A 16702-nucleotide genomic window follows, 5' to 3' on the forward strand; every position below is an offset into this window, starting at 1 on the left:
GGCAAGGAGTTTATATTGGCTTGGAGAGATTTCTGGCACAGCGGAACGTGCTACGGCTTGACCCATCTCAACGACGTGGAATGCGTGATCGACCTAGACGGCACACCTGTAACGGTGCGCTATACGTTCGGCCCGCACACCTTTACCGATGAGAAGGAGAACGGGCCGCACTTCCACCCCGTAAGGCACGAACGGCGGTATATCTGCCGCCGGCGACACGCCTTGAGCTTCGAGGTGGTGCCCTTCATGCAGCAGCAGTTCCTGGAGGGCCACGTTCGGCAGCACTTCAGCCGCAATGGCGAGCAGTGGTTCACCACCGAGCTGGACGGAGCGGCGGTCTTCACGGCCATCCAAAAATCGGTGGATGCAGATTCGGAAATCAAGGTCCGAGTGATCTCGTCCTACCCGCTCGATCGGGGCCTCCAAACCTTGCCTACCCACGGAGCGCTCTACAAGGTGCGCACCCTGTTCAAGCGCAAGTTGGTAGGGAGATAAAAAAGGGCGCCCCGGTAGGGCGCCCTCGGTATTTCAATATCGGTAAGCTCTTCGGCAGCTATACTGCCTATCCCGCACCAGGCTGGGGATGGATCTAAAGATCCCTCGATGCACCACTCCTGTTTCCAGGCTCCGGTCGGTGGTGCCCTGCTATTGTCGGCCCCCGAGTGGCGCGCAGACTGGTCATGGATAGAACAATGTGTTGCGCATGCGTAACGGCTGCGTAACGCATGTGCCGCCCCTTCGTTGGCCCCGTGGAGCACTGCCGCCCTGTACACGATCGGCCAGCAGCGGAACACGCGTCGGAGGGAATCTTTCATCCAGTCAATTAGTAACTTTACTAACATTTCCGTCTCTCGCGATGAGACTACGCCCAGCCAGAGTTCCCGCCATGCGGGCCTCTCACTAATCCCCACACGATCGCCACCTTAATCGGCGCCGCCGCCATTGACGGGCCAGCGCATTTCGTTCCCTTGGCCGGCGCACGCGCCCGCTTGGGCTTCCCCTCCCCCCGCTGACGACTTCATGGACGAAGCAGTCGATCTGCACCGTCTCTTGGTCCGGCGGCAACCTTCCTGTACGGCGCAGACGGTCGGTCCATGCTGGGGGTCGGCATCAGCGACGGCGACATTCTTGTGATTGACCGATCCGTCCAACCGCAACCCGGCGACTTGGAAATTGCCATCTGGGACGGCACTCAGCCTACGTGCAAGGCGCTCCAGGTGTTCGAGCACCATCTGGAGCCACGCCCCGGTTTAATCGAATCGATTGGGACGTTACTTTGACTTGGCGCCCGACGCCTTCGAGATCCTTGTGGTGCTCCTAGGTAAAGACTGGCCACCATTTATGGTGGCCGGTCTCCCACTAACTATGCTGAGTCGCACACCGGTGTGCGTGGCTTGGCGGGACAGGTGGGACCGGCGGCCGGCAGGGGGATTGTGACGGCCGGYCAACGCCTCGCTCTGGAAGCGGCTACCCCATGCGTACCGCCGGATTCTCGCGGGCCGGGGCGTCCTGCTGCTGATCCAGGACCTGCACGGTCGCCTGCTGGCGCTCCGCACTGGCCACCTCCAACTGCTGCAGTGATTGCGCGACCGGCGTCTGCACGGCCACGTCGGTGGGCATGGATGCGCGGCGGTGCGCAGGGTCGTTCAGGTCGCCCTGCACCACGAAGACCGTGCGCCCGGCAGCGCTGTCTGCCGTCTGCACGCTCAGCACGATGTGGTCGGCCCGCTCCAGATTGCTCTGGCGGGCCAGGGCCATCACGCTGGCGGTCAGACGCTCGCTGCTCTCATCGGGCGCGCGGCCGGCCTGCGCATCGAGGGCGGCCACGCCCTGGCGAACCTGCTGCAGCAAGCCGTACTCGGGGTGGCCCGGGCCGATGTCGGCCAGCCGGGTCGGCGGGTGCCGCTCACCCGGGACGCCATCAACCGACGCGGTCAGCGGACTGCGGGTGATGCTGCGGTAGGGGTCATCGGCATGGAACTGGGTGGCTTTGTGCTGCCGCTCCAGGCGCACCTCGCGTGCATCATCGAGTTCGGCGATGCGATGGGGGCGGGTTTCCTCCCGCATGGACAGGTGACCGCCGCCGCTGCTCACGTTGACCCACTTCTGGTCGCGTTCGAAGTACATCGCGTAGGCGCTGTTGCCGCCGATGACATTGGGGTCGACCGAGGCGCGGCCTTCGAGGGCCTGCGTAACCTCATGTGCGGTCAGCCTGCCCAGATACGCGCCGCCGGCTACCCAACCCATCTGCTGAATCGCGTCAACGCTGGTGTCGCGCACGCGAGGGCCGCCGAGATAGTCGTTGTCGAGCATGTTCGACCAGATCTGCTCCAGCTTCTGGGGCCCGCTCTTTTCCAACGCGGCCTGCAGCAGCACACGGGGTGTCCAACAGTTGGGGTCGAGGCGATGCTGCTCGAATGCGCGATCGTGAGCGACCATGACGTCCTTGCCAGGAAGATTCAGCGCCAGATCCGGACGCTCGTTCTCAGACCAGTACTTTCGTAGCGCAAGATCCTGCTTGAGCAGCGTTTGCCCGAAAGACTCCCACTGTCGCTCGCTCAACTCGGCATTGGGGAAGCGTGATCCACTATCGTGCTGCGCTTGGGCGTAGTCCTGTGCGTAACTGTTGGCTACGCGGCCTGGCAGGCTGTCGTTGCGAACAACGCCGAGTGCCAACGTGCCGTAACCATCCGAACCGGGCAGCTGTGAAAGATAGTTCCAATACAGCTCCCGATTACCTGTGCTGGCATAGCTGCTCAGGATTCTGATGTCGCGCTGTGTCAATCCACTCATGCCTTACTCCCTGTAGGTGCTGTGGCTACCTGACCTTGGTGTGTGTCAGGACGTCCCGCACCGCATCTTCCATGCGCTTCCAGTCCTTCAAAAATGCTCGCTTGTAGTTAAGGGTGATCGACAGCTTGCTTCCCACATCCACGAAATAGTGTACGCAGCCGGCCGCAACTGGATCTGCGTCGTCAACCACATTGCCACCGTCCAGTCGCACACCATCCCCGCGGAAGGTGGGGCTTTCGCATTTGATGAAGCTGGTGAGGTCACCCTCCGCGCCGCGTGCAACGTACCAGTCGTCCTCATAGGCGAGATTGCGAACAGGCGGTTTCCCATAGCGCGCTTCATAGTCCTTCGAGTAAGCGGCCATCTTCGCCTCGTCAATAGCGTAGGGGGTCAATCCCAACGTCTCCGGCCCGGCTACGCGAAGGTCGAGACGGTCTCTTGGATCGCGACGCTCCACCGATTCGGCTTCGGTAACGGCTTCATTGGAGGAAAGCCGCGACAGGGATGTCTCGATGGGAATTCTGTCGATGTAGTTGATCGACACCGATATTTCCTTCCGGAAATCATTCGTCCGAGGATTCGCACGCGCCCCCGGCGGCGTCGGCGTCATATCCGGCCATTCAATGACAAGGGTCACGCCCTCGCCTGGCCACGGCGCAATTTGGCTGTCCAGGTAGTTGGCTGGAATGCGGAAGGTAGTCGGGCCCAGCTTCACATCCACTGGCGCATCGGAATAGGTATGGCCGTTGATGGTTCTACCGGTATGTGCAGGTTCCGACATGGCTGAACTCCCTTTCTGTTCGGTGGGCGGCGTCCTTGCGCACGCGCAGGCGCTGACAGCAACGGCAAGCGCCAGCGTCAGGCACGACCCGGATCTCATCACGCGCATGGGGACAGTCCATTGCTTGGTTTGGAGCCAACTATAGGCAAACTGACCGTCATGGGACAGCGACGGATTCAGGGTCATGGCACATAACCTGCGCGCTGACGCATTGGACCCCTGTGGCTAGAGTTGTCAATTGGCYTTGGTGCTTTCCAGTACGTTCCGTACTGCGCCCTCCATGCGCTTCCAGTCCTTCAGGAAGGCGCGCTTGTAATTCAAGGTGATGGACAGCTTGTTCTCGACATCCGAAAAATAGTGGAAGCACCCGGCTGCAACAGTGCCTTCCTCGTCAACGACCTGATCGCCCTCCAGTCGCACGCCGTCTCCGCGGAACGAGGTGCTCTCGCACTTGATGAAGGTGGTCAGAGCGCCTCTGGGATCGCGCGCAACGTACCAGTCATACTCACTGGCAGCGTTGCGGGCGTACGGCTTTCCGTAACGGGCTTCGTATGCCTTAGAGTAGACCGCCATCCTCGCTTCATCGATGGCGTAGGGCGTAAGTCCCAACTTCTCAGGGTGTGCCACGCGCAGATCAAGCCGATTCTTCGGATTTCCCCGCTCCACTGAGCCGGCTTCGGTGATGGCCTCATTGGAGGAAAGCCGTTCCAGCGAAGTCTCAATGGGAACCCGGTCGATGTAATCGATCGACACCGCAATCTCCTTCCGGAAATCATTCGTCCGAGGATTCGCCCGCGCACCTGGCGGCGTTGGTGTCATATCCGGCCATTCAATGACAAGCGTGACGCCTTCGCCGGGCCATGGTGCAATCTGGCTGTCCAGGTAATTGGCGGGAATGCGGAAGGTCGTCGGCCCCAGCTTCACATCCACCGGCGCATCGGAATAGGTATGGCCGTTGATGGTGCGGCCAATCTGCGTAGCCCCGGGCACCGTTCCATCCGGCTCCTGGCCGGTGGACGGCGGACGCGTGCAGGCCGTGGCGGTCACCGCGACGGCGAGCGCAAGTGCCAGGCACCGCCCGGATGACATTACGCGCATTGAGCATTCCATTGCTTGGTGTGGCGCCAACTATAGGTAACCTGTGCGCCACGGACCAGCCATGAAGCCGGGTGGCGGCGCCGCCGGAGCAACGCTGGCGATGCGGCGCCCGACCGATAAATCGTTTCGATTCAAACCATCGACAGTGCCGGGAGATCATGACCAATGCGCGGTTCAACGCTTTCGTGGCTGTTTCTCGGTCTCGCCCTGTTGGGCGGGCCGACGCGTGCGCAGGACGTCCCGGTGCCTGCCCACCTTTCCGACGACGCGCTGCCATCGCCGCTGGATCGATTGCTGCGCGACTACGAGCATGCGTGGCGGGCAGGCGATGCGGCCGCGCTTGCAGCGCTGTTCGCCGAGGACGGTTTCGTGCTGCAGAACCATCGGCCGCCGATCCGCGGTCAGCAGGCCATCCGCGCGGCCTACGAGGCAGGGTTCAAGGGAAAAGGTGGCGGGCCATTGCAACTGCGTGCCCTGGCCTATTCCACCGACGCCACCACCGGGTACATCATCGGTGCATACCGCTACGGCGCAGGCGGCGAGGTGGGGAAGTTCACGCTGACATTGCAGCGCATGCCCGGCCAGCCGTGGAAGATCTTCTCGGACATGGACAATCTGAACGCGGCGGAGAAACGCGCAGGCGTGGAGTGACGTCTGCGGCGCTGCCGACGGCTGTCAGCCCTGCAACCGCGCGACGGCATCCAGCGCGGTGATGTCCCCGTCGTCGAGAACAAGGTCTGCCGATGCCATGTTCTCGCGCAGGTGATCCACCGACGAGGTCCCCGGGATGAGCAGGATGTTGGGCGAACGGCGCAGCAGCCACGCCAGCGCTACCTGCATCGGGGTAGCGTGCAGTTTCGCTGCGATGGTCGAAAGCGCGGTGGACTGCAACGGGCTGAAGCCGCCCAGCGGGAAGAACGGCACGTAGGCGATGCCATCCCGCGCCAGCGCATCCACCAAGGCATCGTCGTTGCGATGCACCAGGTTGTACTGGTTCTGCACGCAGGCGATGTCGCAGAGCGCGCGCCCCTCCGCGACCTGGGTGGCGGTGACGTTGCTCAGACCGATATGGCGGATGAGGCCGCGCTGCTGCAACTCGGCCAGCACCGTGAGAGAGGGCGCGATCGACCCCTCGGCCGGGGCCATGACGTTGAACATGCAGCGCAGGTTGACCACGTCCAGCACCTCCAGGCCCAGGTTGCGCAGGTTGTCATGCACGGCGCGGGTGAGTTCGGCGGCGGACATCGTCGGCAGCCACTGGCCCTCGGCACCGCGCCTGGCGCCCACTTTGGTTGCGATGGTCAGCCCCGCGCGATAGGGATGAAGGGCCTCGCGGATGATCTGGTTGGTGATGTGCGGGCCGTAGAAATCGCTGGTATCCAGATGGTTGACGCCCCGCTCGACCGCCTCGCGCAGCACGCGCACGGCGGCATCGCGGTCTTTCGGTGGGCCGAAGACGTGGGGGCCTGCCAACTGCATGGCCCCGTATCCCAGGCGGGCAACGGCACGATCGCCAAGGGTGAAGGTGGGCAGAGCGGGCTGGTCGGTCATGGCGGGAACTCTTGGCGGGGATGGAGAAAATCTAGGGCCGGGACGGCTGTGCGACAATCCGATATAAAGCGAACGGGCTGTCCGGAGAGGCGAACAATGAGCACGCGGCTGGGCGATATGCAGGCCTTCGTCCTGGTGGCGCGGGCAGGGGGCTTCCGCGAAGCGGCCAGAGCGGCCGACCTCAGCGCGTCCCACCTGAGCGAGGCGGTCAAGCGCATCGAAGCCCAGCTCGGTGTGAGACTGCTCAATCGCACCACCCGCAGCGTGGGACTCACCGATGCGGGCAAGGTGCTGCTGGCACGCGCCGAGCCGGCCCTGCGGGAGCTGGATACCGCGACCGACGCGATCAGTGCCTTCCGCAGCACGCCGACAGGAACGCTGCGGCTCAATGTGCCGGTCAGTGCGGCGCGCCTGGTATTGCCGGCGATCCTGCCGCCTTTCATGGCCGCGCATCCGGACATCAGCGTGGAGGTCCTCACCCAGGAGAGTTTTGTTGACGTCATCGCGGCGGGGTGCGATGCCGGCATCCGCTATGGCGAGCGCCTGCAGCAGGACATGATCGCCATGCCGATCGGGCCGCGGGTGCAACGCAGCGCGACGGCAGCGGCACCGTCTTACCTGGACCGTCGCGGGCGGCCTGCGCACCCGCGTGATCTGTTCGATCACGACTGCATTCGCGGGCGGTTTCCCAGTGGCGCGGTGTCCGAATGGGAATTCGAGCGGGGCGGGGAAGTGGTGACCATCGTCCCGCGCGGGCAGCTGCTGGTGGAGATTGGAGGGGGCGTCGATCTTGCGGTAGCGGCTGCCGCAGCCGGCAGCGGCATCATCCATTTGTTCGAGGATTGGCTGCAGCCGTCTCTCAGCGCCGGTGTACTGGAGCCGGTGCTGCAGTCGTGGTGGCAGTCATTTCCCGGTCCTTTCCTTTACTACCCCAATCGAACCCTCGTGCCCCCGCCGCTCAGGGCCTTCATCGATTTCATCAAGGCACAAGCCGGGTGAGCGTGTTGCGGTGCGTACGCCGCGATGCAGTAAACGCGGAAAGGGTTGCCATGACCTACGGGGCTTCCCATCGCGTGGTAACGCGAGCAGCATCGCCGACAGGCAAGGCACCGGCCATTGCACGGAGGCACCATGATCAAATACATCGGTAGCATCGTCTTCCTTGGCCTGTGCAGCGCCAGTGCGCTCGCCGCCGGCCCGGCCTATCAACCCGGCTTTCACCCGGAGCAGTTGAAGGGGCCGCCGGCCGGCCGCCCCAACGAGGTGCTGGTGCTGGGCTCGCCGCACCTGTCGGCACTGCCGAAAACCTTCGCACCGGCGCAGCTGGAACCGCTGCTGGCGCGCCTGGTCGCATGGAAGCCGGAGGCGATCGCCGTCGAGGCGGTATCCGGGCTGCAGTGCGACTTCATGCGCCGGTCTCCCGCGCGTTATGCCGACAGCGTCGGCAGCTATTGCGTCGATACCGGCCCGGCCCAGCGCGCGACAGGCCTGGACGTGCCGGCCGCAAACGCCGAAGCCGAGCGGCTGCTGGCAACCTGGCCGGCCACGCCGAGTGCGGCGCAGCGGCGACGGCTGGCCGCGCTCTGGCTGGCCGCCGGTGAACGCAACTCGGCGGTGGTGCAATGGTTGCGCCTGGCACCGCAGCAGCGCATTGCGGCCGACAGCCTGACCGATGAACTGGTGGCCTACCTGGACAAGCGCCTGCAGCGCCGCGATGAATCCGTGCTGGTAGCTGCCACGCTTGCCGCGCGGCTGGGGCTGGAGCGGGTGTGGGCGGTGGATGACCACACCGCCGATGCGACCTCGCCCAAGGAGGTGGAAGCGGCGGCCGGTGAAGCCATCCAGAAGGCGTGGGACAACCCGTACACGAAGGCCCGCGCCGATGCGGACATTCCGCTCTACGCCCATCTGGACACCCCCGACGGGATGCTGGCGATCTACCGCGCGTACAACGCCCCGGAGGCCGCGATGCAGACCTACATGAGCGACTTCGGCGCGGCCCTGGTCGAGCCATCGCCACAGGGGTTCGGGCGCAATTACGTGGGTTACTGGGAAACCCGCAACCTGCGCATGGTTGCCAACATCCGCGACGTGCTCGGGCAGACGCCTGGCACGCGCATGCTGGCCATTGTGGGCGCATCGCACAAACCGTATTACGAGGCCTACCTCAACCTGATGCATGACGTGCAGCTGGTGGATGCCGAGGAGGTGCTGCATTGAGTGAGGAGGAACGCCGCTGTAGCGTTTGCCGTCGAGCGCTCGCTGTCCGATCACCTTATGATCTGAAACAGTCGGGAATCAGGAAGGCCGTATGTCCAAGAGAATGAGTTGGCTGGCTGTGTTCGTCCTCGCACTCAGCGTCTGCGCACCGGCAAGTGCGGCGCGCAATGTCGCCTCCGACATCCGGGCCATCGAGCAGGTGGTGGAATCGTTTCGGACATCGCTGATCCACAAGGACAAGGCGGCCTATATGGCGCTGTTCTTTTCCGACAAGCCAGAGAACGTCGGCTGGCAATTCGTCTCGGAGGATGCGCGCCTTAAGGAGATCCGCACGTCGAAGCCTGACGCGATCAAGGCACGTCGCATTCCGTCCAACAACTTTGTCGCCCTGATCGATGAGGTGGTTGGCACTGCGGAGCCTAGGGAGGAGACGTTCTCCAACGTGAAGATCGACACCGATGGCGACGTGGCGTCGGTGTCGTTTGACTACGCGTTCCTGGCCAATGGCGCGAAGACCAACTGGGGGAAGGAAATGTGGCAACTGGTCCGGACCGAGCAGGGCTGGAAGATCTTCTCGGTGGTTTACTCCATCAGAGACAAGCGAAGCGATCCTGCGGGCTGAGCCCATTGAATCCGATGGTCGGCGGTCTGCTGCGCGCCATGGCATCCTCCACACCTCGCCTCGCGGGTTCGATCTTCAGGACCCGGCGATCACGCTCTCAAGCACGTCTACCGCCGTGAATATGAACAGACTACTGTCGCTCCTGGTGTTCCTGCTGTTCTCCTCAACGGCCAATGCCATCGTCATTCGAGACGATGTCGATGACGCGCAGTACCGGGTGCCRGCGTCTGAGTTTCCCGCGTTGGTCGACATGCCCGGTGAAGGCCATGGCGTGCTGGTTGCGCCGCAGTGGGTGGTCACCGCCGCCCATACCATCCCACAGCACTCGGATCTCAAGCGGGTAGCGATCAACGGGGTCGACCGGGACGTAGAGCGCGTTGTCGTGCACGCCGGCTACAAGCCGCTGCCGCAGGCCTTGATCGATCAGGCGACGGCGACCGGCGAGGCCATGCTGATCGTGGTGTTTCTTGCAGCAGGCGATGACATCGCGCTGATCAAGTTGGCGCGCCCGGTGACCGATGTGGCGCCTGTCGCGCTGTACAAAGGCACTGAAGAGTACAACCAGCGCGTTAAGATGCTGGGCAAGGGCGCTACGGGCACCGGTGCCACCGGGCAAGATCCCAAGGCCAGCCATCGCGGCGAGTTGCGGCGCGCGTTCAACCAGGTCTCCAGCGCCTACGACCGCTGGTTCTGCTATGTGTTCGACAAGCCGCCCACGGGGCTACCCCTGGAAGGCGTGCTGGGCAACGGGGACAGTGGCGGTCCCGTGCTTGTGCAGGACGGCGGCCATTGGGTGCTGGCGGGGCTGGCCTCATGGAAATTCGTGGAGGGCAATGTGCTGACGGCCTGGCCCGGGCGTTATGGGCAGATCAGCTGCAACGTGCGTTTGAGCTACTACCGCGGGTGGATTGAGGGTGTACTTTCTGGCGAATCCGGATCGGCCCACTGACCGCGTTACGCGATGCCGGCAGTGAAGCGCACTGGCGGCCATCCTGCGGTACAGACCAAAGACGTTCGCTGGGTGCAATCGCTTTCCTGCAGGTCACTTGCCCCATCACCCTGCGAAAGCAAGGATGCCTTCCATGTCGACACCGCAACATTCACACCGTCGCGCGCACCAGAGCGCTGCTGAAGCTTCCGCCACGCGCGTAACCGCCACCGGACGGGATGAGCCGTACCCCGTCAAACGCCTTGTCATGGCGCGTCAGCGAGGGACCCGGCCGGGTCCTCCTGCAATGCGGTCTGGATCGATCCGGCCAGGTCGCTCCGGGTGAACGGCTTGGCCAGGATCGCAATGTTCCGGCCAAGCGCACCGCTGGCATCGAGGTCGCGCGGGTAGCCGGAGGTGAACAGCACATGCAGGCCGGGATTTCGCGCCAACGCCCGTTTGGCCAGCTCCCACCCGGACATGCCGGGCATCACGATGTCCGAGAACAACAGGTCCACGCTGACATCGGTACGCTCCAGAAGTCGCATGGCAGAGGGGCCGTCATGCGCTTCCAGCACGCGGTAACCGAGCTGGCGCAGGGTTTCCACGGTGTAGGCGCGGACATCGTCGTTGTCTTCGGCGACCAGGATCGTGGTGTCCTCCAGGACCTCGTAGAGTCCCTGTCGCGGTTCGCCGAGCGGCCGATCATGCGGCAGCGGCGCCGACGAACGCGGGAACAGCATGGTGATGGTGGTGCCGATGCCAGGTGCGGAATCGAGCAGCACGTGACCACCGGACTGCTTGACGAACCCGTACACCATCGACAATCCCAGGCCGGTGCCGCGGCCCACTTCCTTGGTGGTGAAGAACGGTTCGAACACGCGCGCCCTGGTTTCGGCGGACATGCCGTGGCCGCTGTCGCGCACGCGCACCATCGCGTAGTGGCCCGGCGGCACATCGGGGTTCTGGTTGCTGAAATCGTCATCCAGATGGGCGTTGTCCACCTCGATGGTGAGCCGTCCTCCCTCGGGCATCGCGTCGCGCGCGTTGACGGCCAGGTTGAGCACCGAGGCCTCCAGCTGGCTCGGGTCGATCTCCACGCACCAGATGTCCGGGCTGTGCAGCATTTCCAGTTGCACCAGTTCGCCGAGCGAACGCTTGAGCATGTCCTGCATGTCGCTGACCTGCGCGTTGAGGTCCACCGGCAGATTGCGCAGCGGCTGCCGACGCGAGAAGGCGAGCAATCGCTGGGTGACGTTGGCCGCACGCATCACGCCTTTGAGTGCGTTGTCCAGCGAGTGCGCGGCATTGCCGGCGCTGTCGCCGAGCCGGTCGATCAGCAGCTGGGCATACTCCACGTTGCCGGCGATCACGGTCAGGATATTGTTGAAATCGTGGGCGATGCCGCCGGTGAGCTGGCCGACGGCCTCGATCTTCTGGCTCTGGCGGAGGGCTTCCTCGGCCTGGCGGCGCGCGGTGGTCTCCACCGCTTCGGATACCACGGCGGTGACCTTGCCCTGGTGGTCCAGCAGCGGCCGGAAGGAAAATTCGAAGGCCCGCATGCCGGTGGGCAGGCGCAGCTCCAGCTCATGCCGGGAGGCCACCCCTGCGGCGGCCTCAAGCACCGCCTGGCAGACGATCGCCGGTACGCCCTCGGTATCGGCAAACCACGCCGATTCGCAGTAGACCGCACCGCGCACCTCCTGCTTGGTCGCCAGGATGGCGGCCAGCGAGGCGGAGTTGGTGTCGATGATGCGGCCATCCAGGGTCAGCAGATTCTGGTGCTGGAAGCTGGACTCGAACAGCGCCTGCAGCCGGCTTTCGCTGCGGTGCAGGGCCGAGGTGCGCTCGTCGACCTGGCGCTCAAGCGATTCGTTGCTGGCTTTCAGCAACGACTGCGCCTGCTTCAATTCGCTGATGTCGCGGGCCATGGCGTAGTACCCCATGACCGTGCCGTCGGCGGTGAGCTCGGGCACGCAGTCGACCTGGGCATAGCGCGGCGTGGCGCCGTTGCGGTGGGACAGCGTTTCGAAGCTGACCTTCTGGCCCAGCAGCACCTTGTCCAGGTGCTGCTGCATCTGCGCGAACGCCTCATCGCCGACGATCTCGCGCGCGTGCATGCCGATCAGGCTTTCCGGGTCGCGCCCGTGCCATTCGAAATAGGCCTGGTTGGCGAACCGGTAACGGTGGTCCTGACCGAAATAGGCGATCAGCGCCGGCAGCGAATCGGTGATCAACCGCAGCCGCTGGTGGCTGTCGTGCAGCTCGGCCTCCACGCGGGCCAGCCGGCGTCGCTCCTGGGCCTCGCCGATGGCGCGGACGATGGCATCGGGCAGCCGCTGCAGCCGCGACTTGACCACATAGTCGCGGGCACCGCGCCTGAGCGCCTGGACCGCGAGTTCTTCGGTCAGGGTGCCGGAGACGAAGATGAAGGGGATTTCCGGGGCGACCTCGCACGCCAGCGCCAGCGCGGCGTCGCCGTCGAAGCCGGGCAGTACATGGTCGGCCAGGATGACGTCGAACGCACCGCCGCGCAGGGCATCGAGCATTCCCTGGTGGGACCAGGTGCGTTCAACGGCAAAGGGCAGCCCGGCGCGGCCCAGCTGCAGTGTGATGAGTTCGGCATCCAGCGCATTGTCCTCGACCATCAGGATGCGGATTGGCGTGCCTGGTGCTGCTTCAGCCATCTTTTCTGCTCTTGGCGCCGAACAGGGTCCCGTGCGGCGGTGGTTGATTGGTGATGCCCCAGAACATGCCCAGGCCCTGGATGGCCTCCAGGAACTCCTTGAAGTCCACCGGCTTGACCACGAAGGCGTTCACGCCCAGCTCGTAGCTGCGGATCAGGTCCTGTTCTTCGCGCGAGGAGGTCAGCATCACCACCGGCGTGCTGCTCAGCGCGGCGTCTGTACGTATTTCACGGAGCACGTCCAGCCCATTGAGCTTGGGCAGTTTCAGGTCCAGCAGTACCACCACCGGGCCGCCATGCATGGCGCCCGCGTAGCGGCCCTGGCAACGCAGGTACTCAAGCGCTTCCACGCCGTCACGCACATGGGTGACGTCATTCAGCAGCTGGCAGCGGGCGAGGGCGGCCATGGTCAGTTCAGCGTCTTTCGGGTTGTCTTCCACGAGCAGGATCGGTCGCAGATCTCTCATACTTTGTCTCCAGTAGCGAAGGGGATGGTGAAGAAGAATGTCGCCCCGACGCCTACCTCGCCTTCGGCCCAGGTGCGGCCGCCGTGGCGGGTGATGATGCGGTGCACGTTGGCCAGGCCGATGCCGGTGCCTTCGTATTCGTCTGAATGGTGCAGGCGCTGGAACACGCCGAAGAGTTTGTCCACGTAGCGCATGTCGAACCCGCAGCCATTGTCGCGGACGAAGAACACCTCTTCGGTGTCGGTGCGCTGATGCCCCACCTCGATGACCGGCTGGGGCGTGTCGCGGGTGAATTTGATCGCGTTGGCCAGCAGGTTCTGCCAGACCAGCCGCAGCATGCCGGGGTCGGCCTGGACACGCGGCAGCGGCGGCACCGCCCACTGGATGGAGCGTCCGGCATATTCCATGTCCAGCTTGTGCCGGACATCCTCGACCAGGGCGGTCATGTCCATGGAAATCTGGCCCATCGTCGACCGGCCCATCTGCGAGAAGCTGAGCAGGTCATCCACCAGTGTTCCCGCAGATTGTGCAGACTCGACGATGGTGTCGAGAAATCTCTTTTCTGAATCGTTCAATCTGTCGCTGGCCGAGGCCCAGAGCAATTCCGAATAGCCCACGATGTGGCGGAACGGTGCGCGCAGGTCATGGCTGACCGAGTAGGAGAAGGCTTCCAGCTCCTTGTTGCTGCGCAGGAGCTGCTCGTTGAGCGCGGCCATTTCCTCGGCCTTGCGCAGCACGATGTCCACGATGGCCGCGCGCAGTTCCAGCGCGGCATCGCGATCGACCGCGTTCCAGGGCGATGACTGCCGGCGCACCGTTTCCTTCCAGCCTTCAAAGGACGTGCGCGGGGTAAGCGCGACGGTCGCTTCCTTGCGCGGGTCGCCGCCCCAGCGCACGGTACGGATGACCTCGGGGCGGAACCACAGCACGTAGCTGTCATGCACCTGCGAAATGGAAATGGCCAGTACGCCGCTGGCGACGTCGGCGAAGGCATCGGCATCCGTCCACAGGGACGGCAGGCGTTCGGTACAGAACAGATCGCCTTCGCGCTGCTGCGCGGCCAGCCACTGCACCAGGTGCATCACCTGTGCCTGGCTGGGGCAGTCGCCATGCAGGATGCACTCGCCCCGGTGCACGATCGCCGCGCCGGACGACTCGGTCAGCGCCAGCAGGCTGCGCTGGTCGCGACCGAGCGCGGCCATGAAATCCTGGTCGCCGGCCATGCGTGCGAGCAGCCGCACCTGGATGGCCCGGCGCGCGATGCGTTGTTCCACGCCCAACGCGCGTTCTTTCAACGCGATCTGGAGGGAGAGGATCTGGCCGATGAATTCACAGGCGGTGCGCACGTGATAGGGCACCCGCCGTGGGGTCCGGTTGTGGCAGGAGATCAGCCCCCACAACTGGCCTTCGCGCAGCAGCGACACCGACATCGACGCGCCGGTGCCCATGTTGCGCATGTACTGCAGGTGCACGGGGGACACGCTGCGCAGCGAAACCGGACTGAGGTCGGTGGGCGGGGAATCGGCCAGGGCGGCGCTGCGGACCAGCGGCACGGGCTGGTAATGGCTGTCGGCAATCAGCCGGACCCGGTTCTGCCGGTACAGCTCGCGTGCCTGGGCGGGGATATCCGACTCGGGGAAGCGCAGGTCCAGGTAGCTGGGCAGTGCGTCGTTCCTGTCTTCGGCAATGACCGCGCCATTCCACTCTTCGTCAAAGCGATACACCAGCACGCGGTCCAGGCCGGTGAGCTCGCGGACCTGCGCGGCGGCGAGATCGCACAGTTCGGCCAACGTGGCCGCGCGCTCGATCGCGCCCATGAAGTGGCGGATCGAGGGATACAGATCCTCCAGCGAGCCCGGCTCACCGGGCACCGGCGCTTCGAGTTCGACGATGAGGGTGTCGCCCACGCGGTGGGCCTGCACATGATGCGCGCCGTGCCCGCCGATCGCGTGGGCGCCGAGGAACTGCGAGGTGTCCTGTGCGATGGCTTGCAGGGCCGGCCTGCACCGCGCCAGTGCGCCGCCCAGAACAGTGTCGATGGGCTGGCCGAGCGGATCGCCGAATGTCTCCAGCAGCTCTTCGCGCGCGACCGCGCGCGCAGTGACCACCAGCGATGCCGGCTCCAGCACGAGGATCAGGCCGTAGGGCTGTATGGCGCCGGGCGTGCGTATCGGCTCGCTGGCGCAACCGCTGAGATCCAGGGGTTTTTCGCCGGACTTCCAGGATGACATGCTGTTGACCCCCACCAATTGCCGTGACTAGACCGCTCGAAGGACACCGCCGATCGATTGCCCGGCGAGCACCGGTCACTCTCTCTTGGTGTGACACGACGCACATAGCTTCGCATATCAGGTCTGCCGAACCGGTGACGATGCAGCACGGCGGAGGCGCGTGCAGGGCACGCGCAAATGCTGCGGCCTCAGTCGGACGCGTCGGCGACATACCGGGCGACACGTTCGAATGCGGCATCGGCCCCCTGCAGCAGCAGGGCCTCCTGGCGCTCATCGAGCGCTATCGCATCGAGTTCGGCGGTGAACGTGCGCCAGGCCGTGGCCACACCTTCCTGCGCAGGCGCCAGGTGGCGCGCACCAAAGTGCGGGTGCAGCCCCAGCCCGGCGGCCATCTTCAGGATCACCGCGCCACCGAGTGCCGAGCCCTCCACGACGTAAAGCCAGCCGAGCCGGTACGCCAGGGGCCCCGCGACCGGGTCTGCCGTGTGATCCGCGGGCGCGTCTGCGGCGAGATCGGCCAGGTCGCGTTCGATCAGGGCAATGCGTTGCCGTCCCTGCACACTGGGCAGCCGCTGCAGGATGTCCGGGCAGGCGTACAGGCCCTGCACGTCGGCATGCAGACGATGCTGGACACGGACGAAGCGGGCGAATGCCGCGCGGCTGGCGAAGATGTCCATCCCCAGGATCCGCGCATCGACGCGCCGATGGGCCTGGTCGGTGGCGGCCTTCAGACGTTGCGCACGTGACGTAAATGACGCGCCGGGTACGGAACGGACGGTGGGCTGCGATGACGGCACAGGGGGCAAGGAGTGGAAGGCGGACACCTATCGTATCAAGGCCGCTGGCACGCCTTTACGGGTCGATCCGGGTGGAGTCGACCCGCTTGCGCCCTTCCTGGGTGAGGTCGATGTCGCCATCTTCGGCCTGCGCCGCGTAACCGGCATTGACCGCCCAGTTGGCGTCCTCATCGGAAATCGGCCGGGTGGCGTTGATGTCATCCAGGATGCGGCGCTGTTCGGCGGTGAGGCTCACGTTGGCGACCTGTCGGCGCCCAGCGCGGGCACATCCTGCCGGGCACGGATGGCGCGGCGGTGATTTATCCACCACACCAGGCCCGGCAGCCCATACAGGACGGCGCCGACCAGCAGAAAGATCTTGAATGCGGTGTTCATGATGTGTCGATGTTCACGGGCGACAGCTGCAGTTCAGCAGATTCCCCGTGAAGCCGTCGTCCATCTGGCCGATGGATCCGGTAGTGCCGGCCGCTGGCCGGCTCCCGGCACCGGCCAACCGAAGGCGCAGCCGGCCAGCGGCCGGCACTACCC

General features: G+C 64.8%; 16 protein-coding genes and 1 pseudogene. 7 read left to right on the forward strand and 10 right to left on the reverse strand.

Features of this window, described 5'->3' with window-relative positions:
* Together AC1DQP_RS06340 and AC1DQP_RS06345 are read left to right on the forward strand one after the other, a co-directional pair.
* On the forward strand, window positions 1-495 hold a 495-nt coding region (locus AC1DQP_RS06340; RefSeq protein ID WP_478051275.1), incomplete at its 5' end, for a hypothetical protein.
* A 572-nt stretch (window positions 496-1067) separates the two neighbouring features.
* Window positions 1068-1280 (forward strand): annotated as a pseudogene (locus AC1DQP_RS06345) (S24 family peptidase); the annotation flags it as partial.
* A gap of 187 nt (window positions 1281-1467) precedes the next feature.
* Here the strand turns inward: AC1DQP_RS06345 and AC1DQP_RS06350 are convergent.
* The 3 genes from AC1DQP_RS06350 to AC1DQP_RS06360 all read right to left on the reverse strand — a co-directional run bounded on the left by AC1DQP_RS06350 (window position 1468) and on the right by AC1DQP_RS06360 (window position 4672).
* Window positions 1468-2793, reverse strand: coding sequence for a Smlt3024 family type IV secretion system effector (locus AC1DQP_RS06350; RefSeq protein ID WP_457321218.1), 1326 nt, complete (start codon window positions 2791-2793; stop codon window positions 1468-1470).
* Window positions 2794-2818: 25 nt separating this feature from the next.
* Window positions 2819-3682 (reverse strand): Smlt3025 familytype IV secretion system inhibitor, encoded by an 864-nt coding sequence (locus AC1DQP_RS06355; RefSeq protein WP_478051281.1) that lies wholly within the window; start codon window positions 3680-3682, stop codon window positions 2819-2821.
* A 126-nt stretch (window positions 3683-3808) separates the two neighbouring features.
* A complete protein-coding gene (locus AC1DQP_RS06360; RefSeq protein WP_457321871.1) occupies window positions 3809-4672 on the reverse strand; it encodes a Smlt3025 familytype IV secretion system inhibitor in 864 nt (287 codons plus the stop codon).
* Window positions 4673-4837: 165 nt separating this feature from the next.
* On the opposite strand from AC1DQP_RS06360, the gene AC1DQP_RS06365 reads away from it, so the two are divergent.
* Window positions 4838-5323: a YybH family protein gene (locus AC1DQP_RS06365; protein WP_478051276.1), complete on the forward strand. Its 486-nt coding sequence runs from the start codon at window positions 4838-4840 to the stop codon at window positions 5321-5323.
* Window positions 5324-5347: 24 nt separating this feature from the next.
* On the opposite strand, the gene AC1DQP_RS06370 is transcribed toward AC1DQP_RS06365, so the two are convergent.
* Entirely contained in the window at window positions 5348-6223 is an 876-nt protein-coding gene (locus tag AC1DQP_RS06370; protein ID WP_457320330.1) for an aldo/keto reductase family oxidoreductase, read from the reverse strand.
* 117 nt (window positions 6224-6340) lie between these two features.
* Here AC1DQP_RS06370 and AC1DQP_RS06375 point away from each other — a divergent pair, with 117 nt between their 5' ends.
* From AC1DQP_RS06375 to AC1DQP_RS06390, 4 genes are all read left to right on the forward strand, one after another.
* Window positions 6341-7222, forward strand: coding sequence for a LysR substrate-binding domain-containing protein (locus tag AC1DQP_RS06375; RefSeq protein ID WP_457320340.1), 882 nt, complete (start codon window positions 6341-6343; stop codon window positions 7220-7222).
* 132 nt (window positions 7223-7354) lie between these two features.
* Window positions 7355-8443: a DUF5694 domain-containing protein gene (locus AC1DQP_RS06380; RefSeq protein WP_457320332.1), complete on the forward strand. Its 1089-nt coding sequence runs from the start codon at window positions 7355-7357 to the stop codon at window positions 8441-8443.
* A gap of 91 nt (window positions 8444-8534) precedes the next feature.
* Window positions 8535-9065 (forward strand): Cif family virulence factor, encoded by a 531-nt coding sequence (locus AC1DQP_RS06385; protein ID WP_478051277.1) that lies wholly within the window; start codon window positions 8535-8537, stop codon window positions 9063-9065.
* Between the two features lie 121 nt (window positions 9066-9186).
* Window positions 9187-10014, forward strand: coding sequence for a trypsin-like serine protease (locus tag AC1DQP_RS06390; RefSeq protein WP_478051282.1), 828 nt, complete (start codon window positions 9187-9189; stop codon window positions 10012-10014).
* Window positions 10015-10259: 245 nt separating this feature from the next.
* Here the strand turns inward: AC1DQP_RS06390 and AC1DQP_RS06395 are convergent, their stop codons facing one another.
* From AC1DQP_RS06395 to AC1DQP_RS06420, 6 genes are all read right to left on the reverse strand, one after another.
* Window positions 10260-12680, reverse strand: coding sequence for a hybrid sensor histidine kinase/response regulator (locus AC1DQP_RS06395; RefSeq protein WP_457319602.1), 2421 nt, complete (start codon window positions 12678-12680; stop codon window positions 10260-10262).
* Window positions 12673-13146, reverse strand: coding sequence for a response regulator (locus AC1DQP_RS06400; RefSeq protein ID WP_256775979.1), 474 nt, complete (start codon window positions 13144-13146; stop codon window positions 12673-12675). Before AC1DQP_RS06400 ends, AC1DQP_RS06395 begins: the two co-directional genes overlap by 8 nt.
* Window positions 13143-15377: an ATP-binding protein gene (locus AC1DQP_RS06405; protein ID WP_457319601.1), complete on the reverse strand. Its 2235-nt coding sequence runs from the start codon at window positions 15375-15377 to the stop codon at window positions 13143-13145. The genes AC1DQP_RS06400 and AC1DQP_RS06405 overlap by 4 nt, the downstream gene beginning before the upstream one ends.
* 188 nt (window positions 15378-15565) lie before the next feature.
* The gene (locus tag AC1DQP_RS06410; RefSeq protein WP_457319603.1) at window positions 15566-16174 is read right to left on the reverse strand and encodes a biliverdin-producing heme oxygenase; all 609 of its coding nucleotides are present in this window, start codon (window positions 16172-16174) and stop codon (window positions 15566-15568) included.
* 55 nt (window positions 16175-16229) lie between these two features.
* Window positions 16230-16409, reverse strand: a complete 180-nt coding sequence (locus AC1DQP_RS06415) for a hypothetical protein (RefSeq protein ID WP_256775977.1) — start codon at window positions 16407-16409, stop codon at window positions 16230-16232.
* A complete protein-coding gene (locus tag AC1DQP_RS06420) occupies window positions 16406-16549 on the reverse strand; it encodes a hypothetical protein (protein ID WP_457319600.1) in 144 nt (47 codons plus the stop codon). The genes AC1DQP_RS06415 and AC1DQP_RS06420 overlap by 4 nt, the downstream gene beginning before the upstream one ends.
* Window positions 16550-16702: the final 153 nt, after the last annotated feature.

The organism is Stenotrophomonas sp. P5_A8 (assembly GCF_056400545.1).

Excerpts from the sequence above, each read along its gene's own strand:
- AC1DQP_RS06380 (WP_457320332.1), top strand. The coding sequence starts at position 7,355 with ATGATCAAATACATCGGTAGCATCGTCTTCCTTGGCCTGTGCAGCGCC.
- AC1DQP_RS06420 (WP_457319600.1), bottom strand. The coding sequence starts at position 16,549 with ATGAACACCGCATTCAAGATCTTTCTGCTGGTCGGCGCCGTCCTGTAT.
- AC1DQP_RS06385 (WP_478051277.1), top strand. The coding sequence starts at position 8,535 with ATGTCCAAGAGAATGAGTTGGCTGGCTGTGTTCGTCCTCGCACTCAGC.
- AC1DQP_RS06400 (WP_256775979.1), bottom strand. The coding sequence starts at position 13,146 with ATGAGAGATCTGCGACCGATCCTGCTCGTGGAAGACAACCCGAAAGAC.
- AC1DQP_RS06355 (WP_478051281.1), bottom strand. The coding sequence starts at position 3,682 with ATGCGCGTGATGAGATCCGGGTCGTGCCTGACGCTGGCGCTTGCCGTT.
- AC1DQP_RS06395 (WP_457319602.1), bottom strand. The coding sequence starts at position 12,680 with ATGGCTGAAGCAGCACCAGGCACGCCAATCCGCATCCTGATGGTCGAG.
- AC1DQP_RS06370 (WP_457320330.1), bottom strand. The coding sequence starts at position 6,223 with ATGACCGACCAGCCCGCTCTGCCCACCTTCACCCTTGGCGATCGTGCC.
- AC1DQP_RS06375 (WP_457320340.1), top strand. The coding sequence starts at position 6,341 with ATGCAGGCCTTCGTCCTGGTGGCGCGGGCAGGGGGCTTCCGCGAAGCG.
- AC1DQP_RS06365 (WP_478051276.1), top strand. The coding sequence starts at position 4,838 with ATGCGCGGTTCAACGCTTTCGTGGCTGTTTCTCGGTCTCGCCCTGTTG.
- AC1DQP_RS06350 (WP_457321218.1), bottom strand. The coding sequence starts at position 2,793 with ATGAGTGGATTGACACAGCGCGACATCAGAATCCTGAGCAGCTATGCC.
- AC1DQP_RS06405 (WP_457319601.1), bottom strand. The coding sequence starts at position 15,377 with ATGTCATCCTGGAAGTCCGGCGAAAAACCCCTGGATCTCAGCGGTTGC.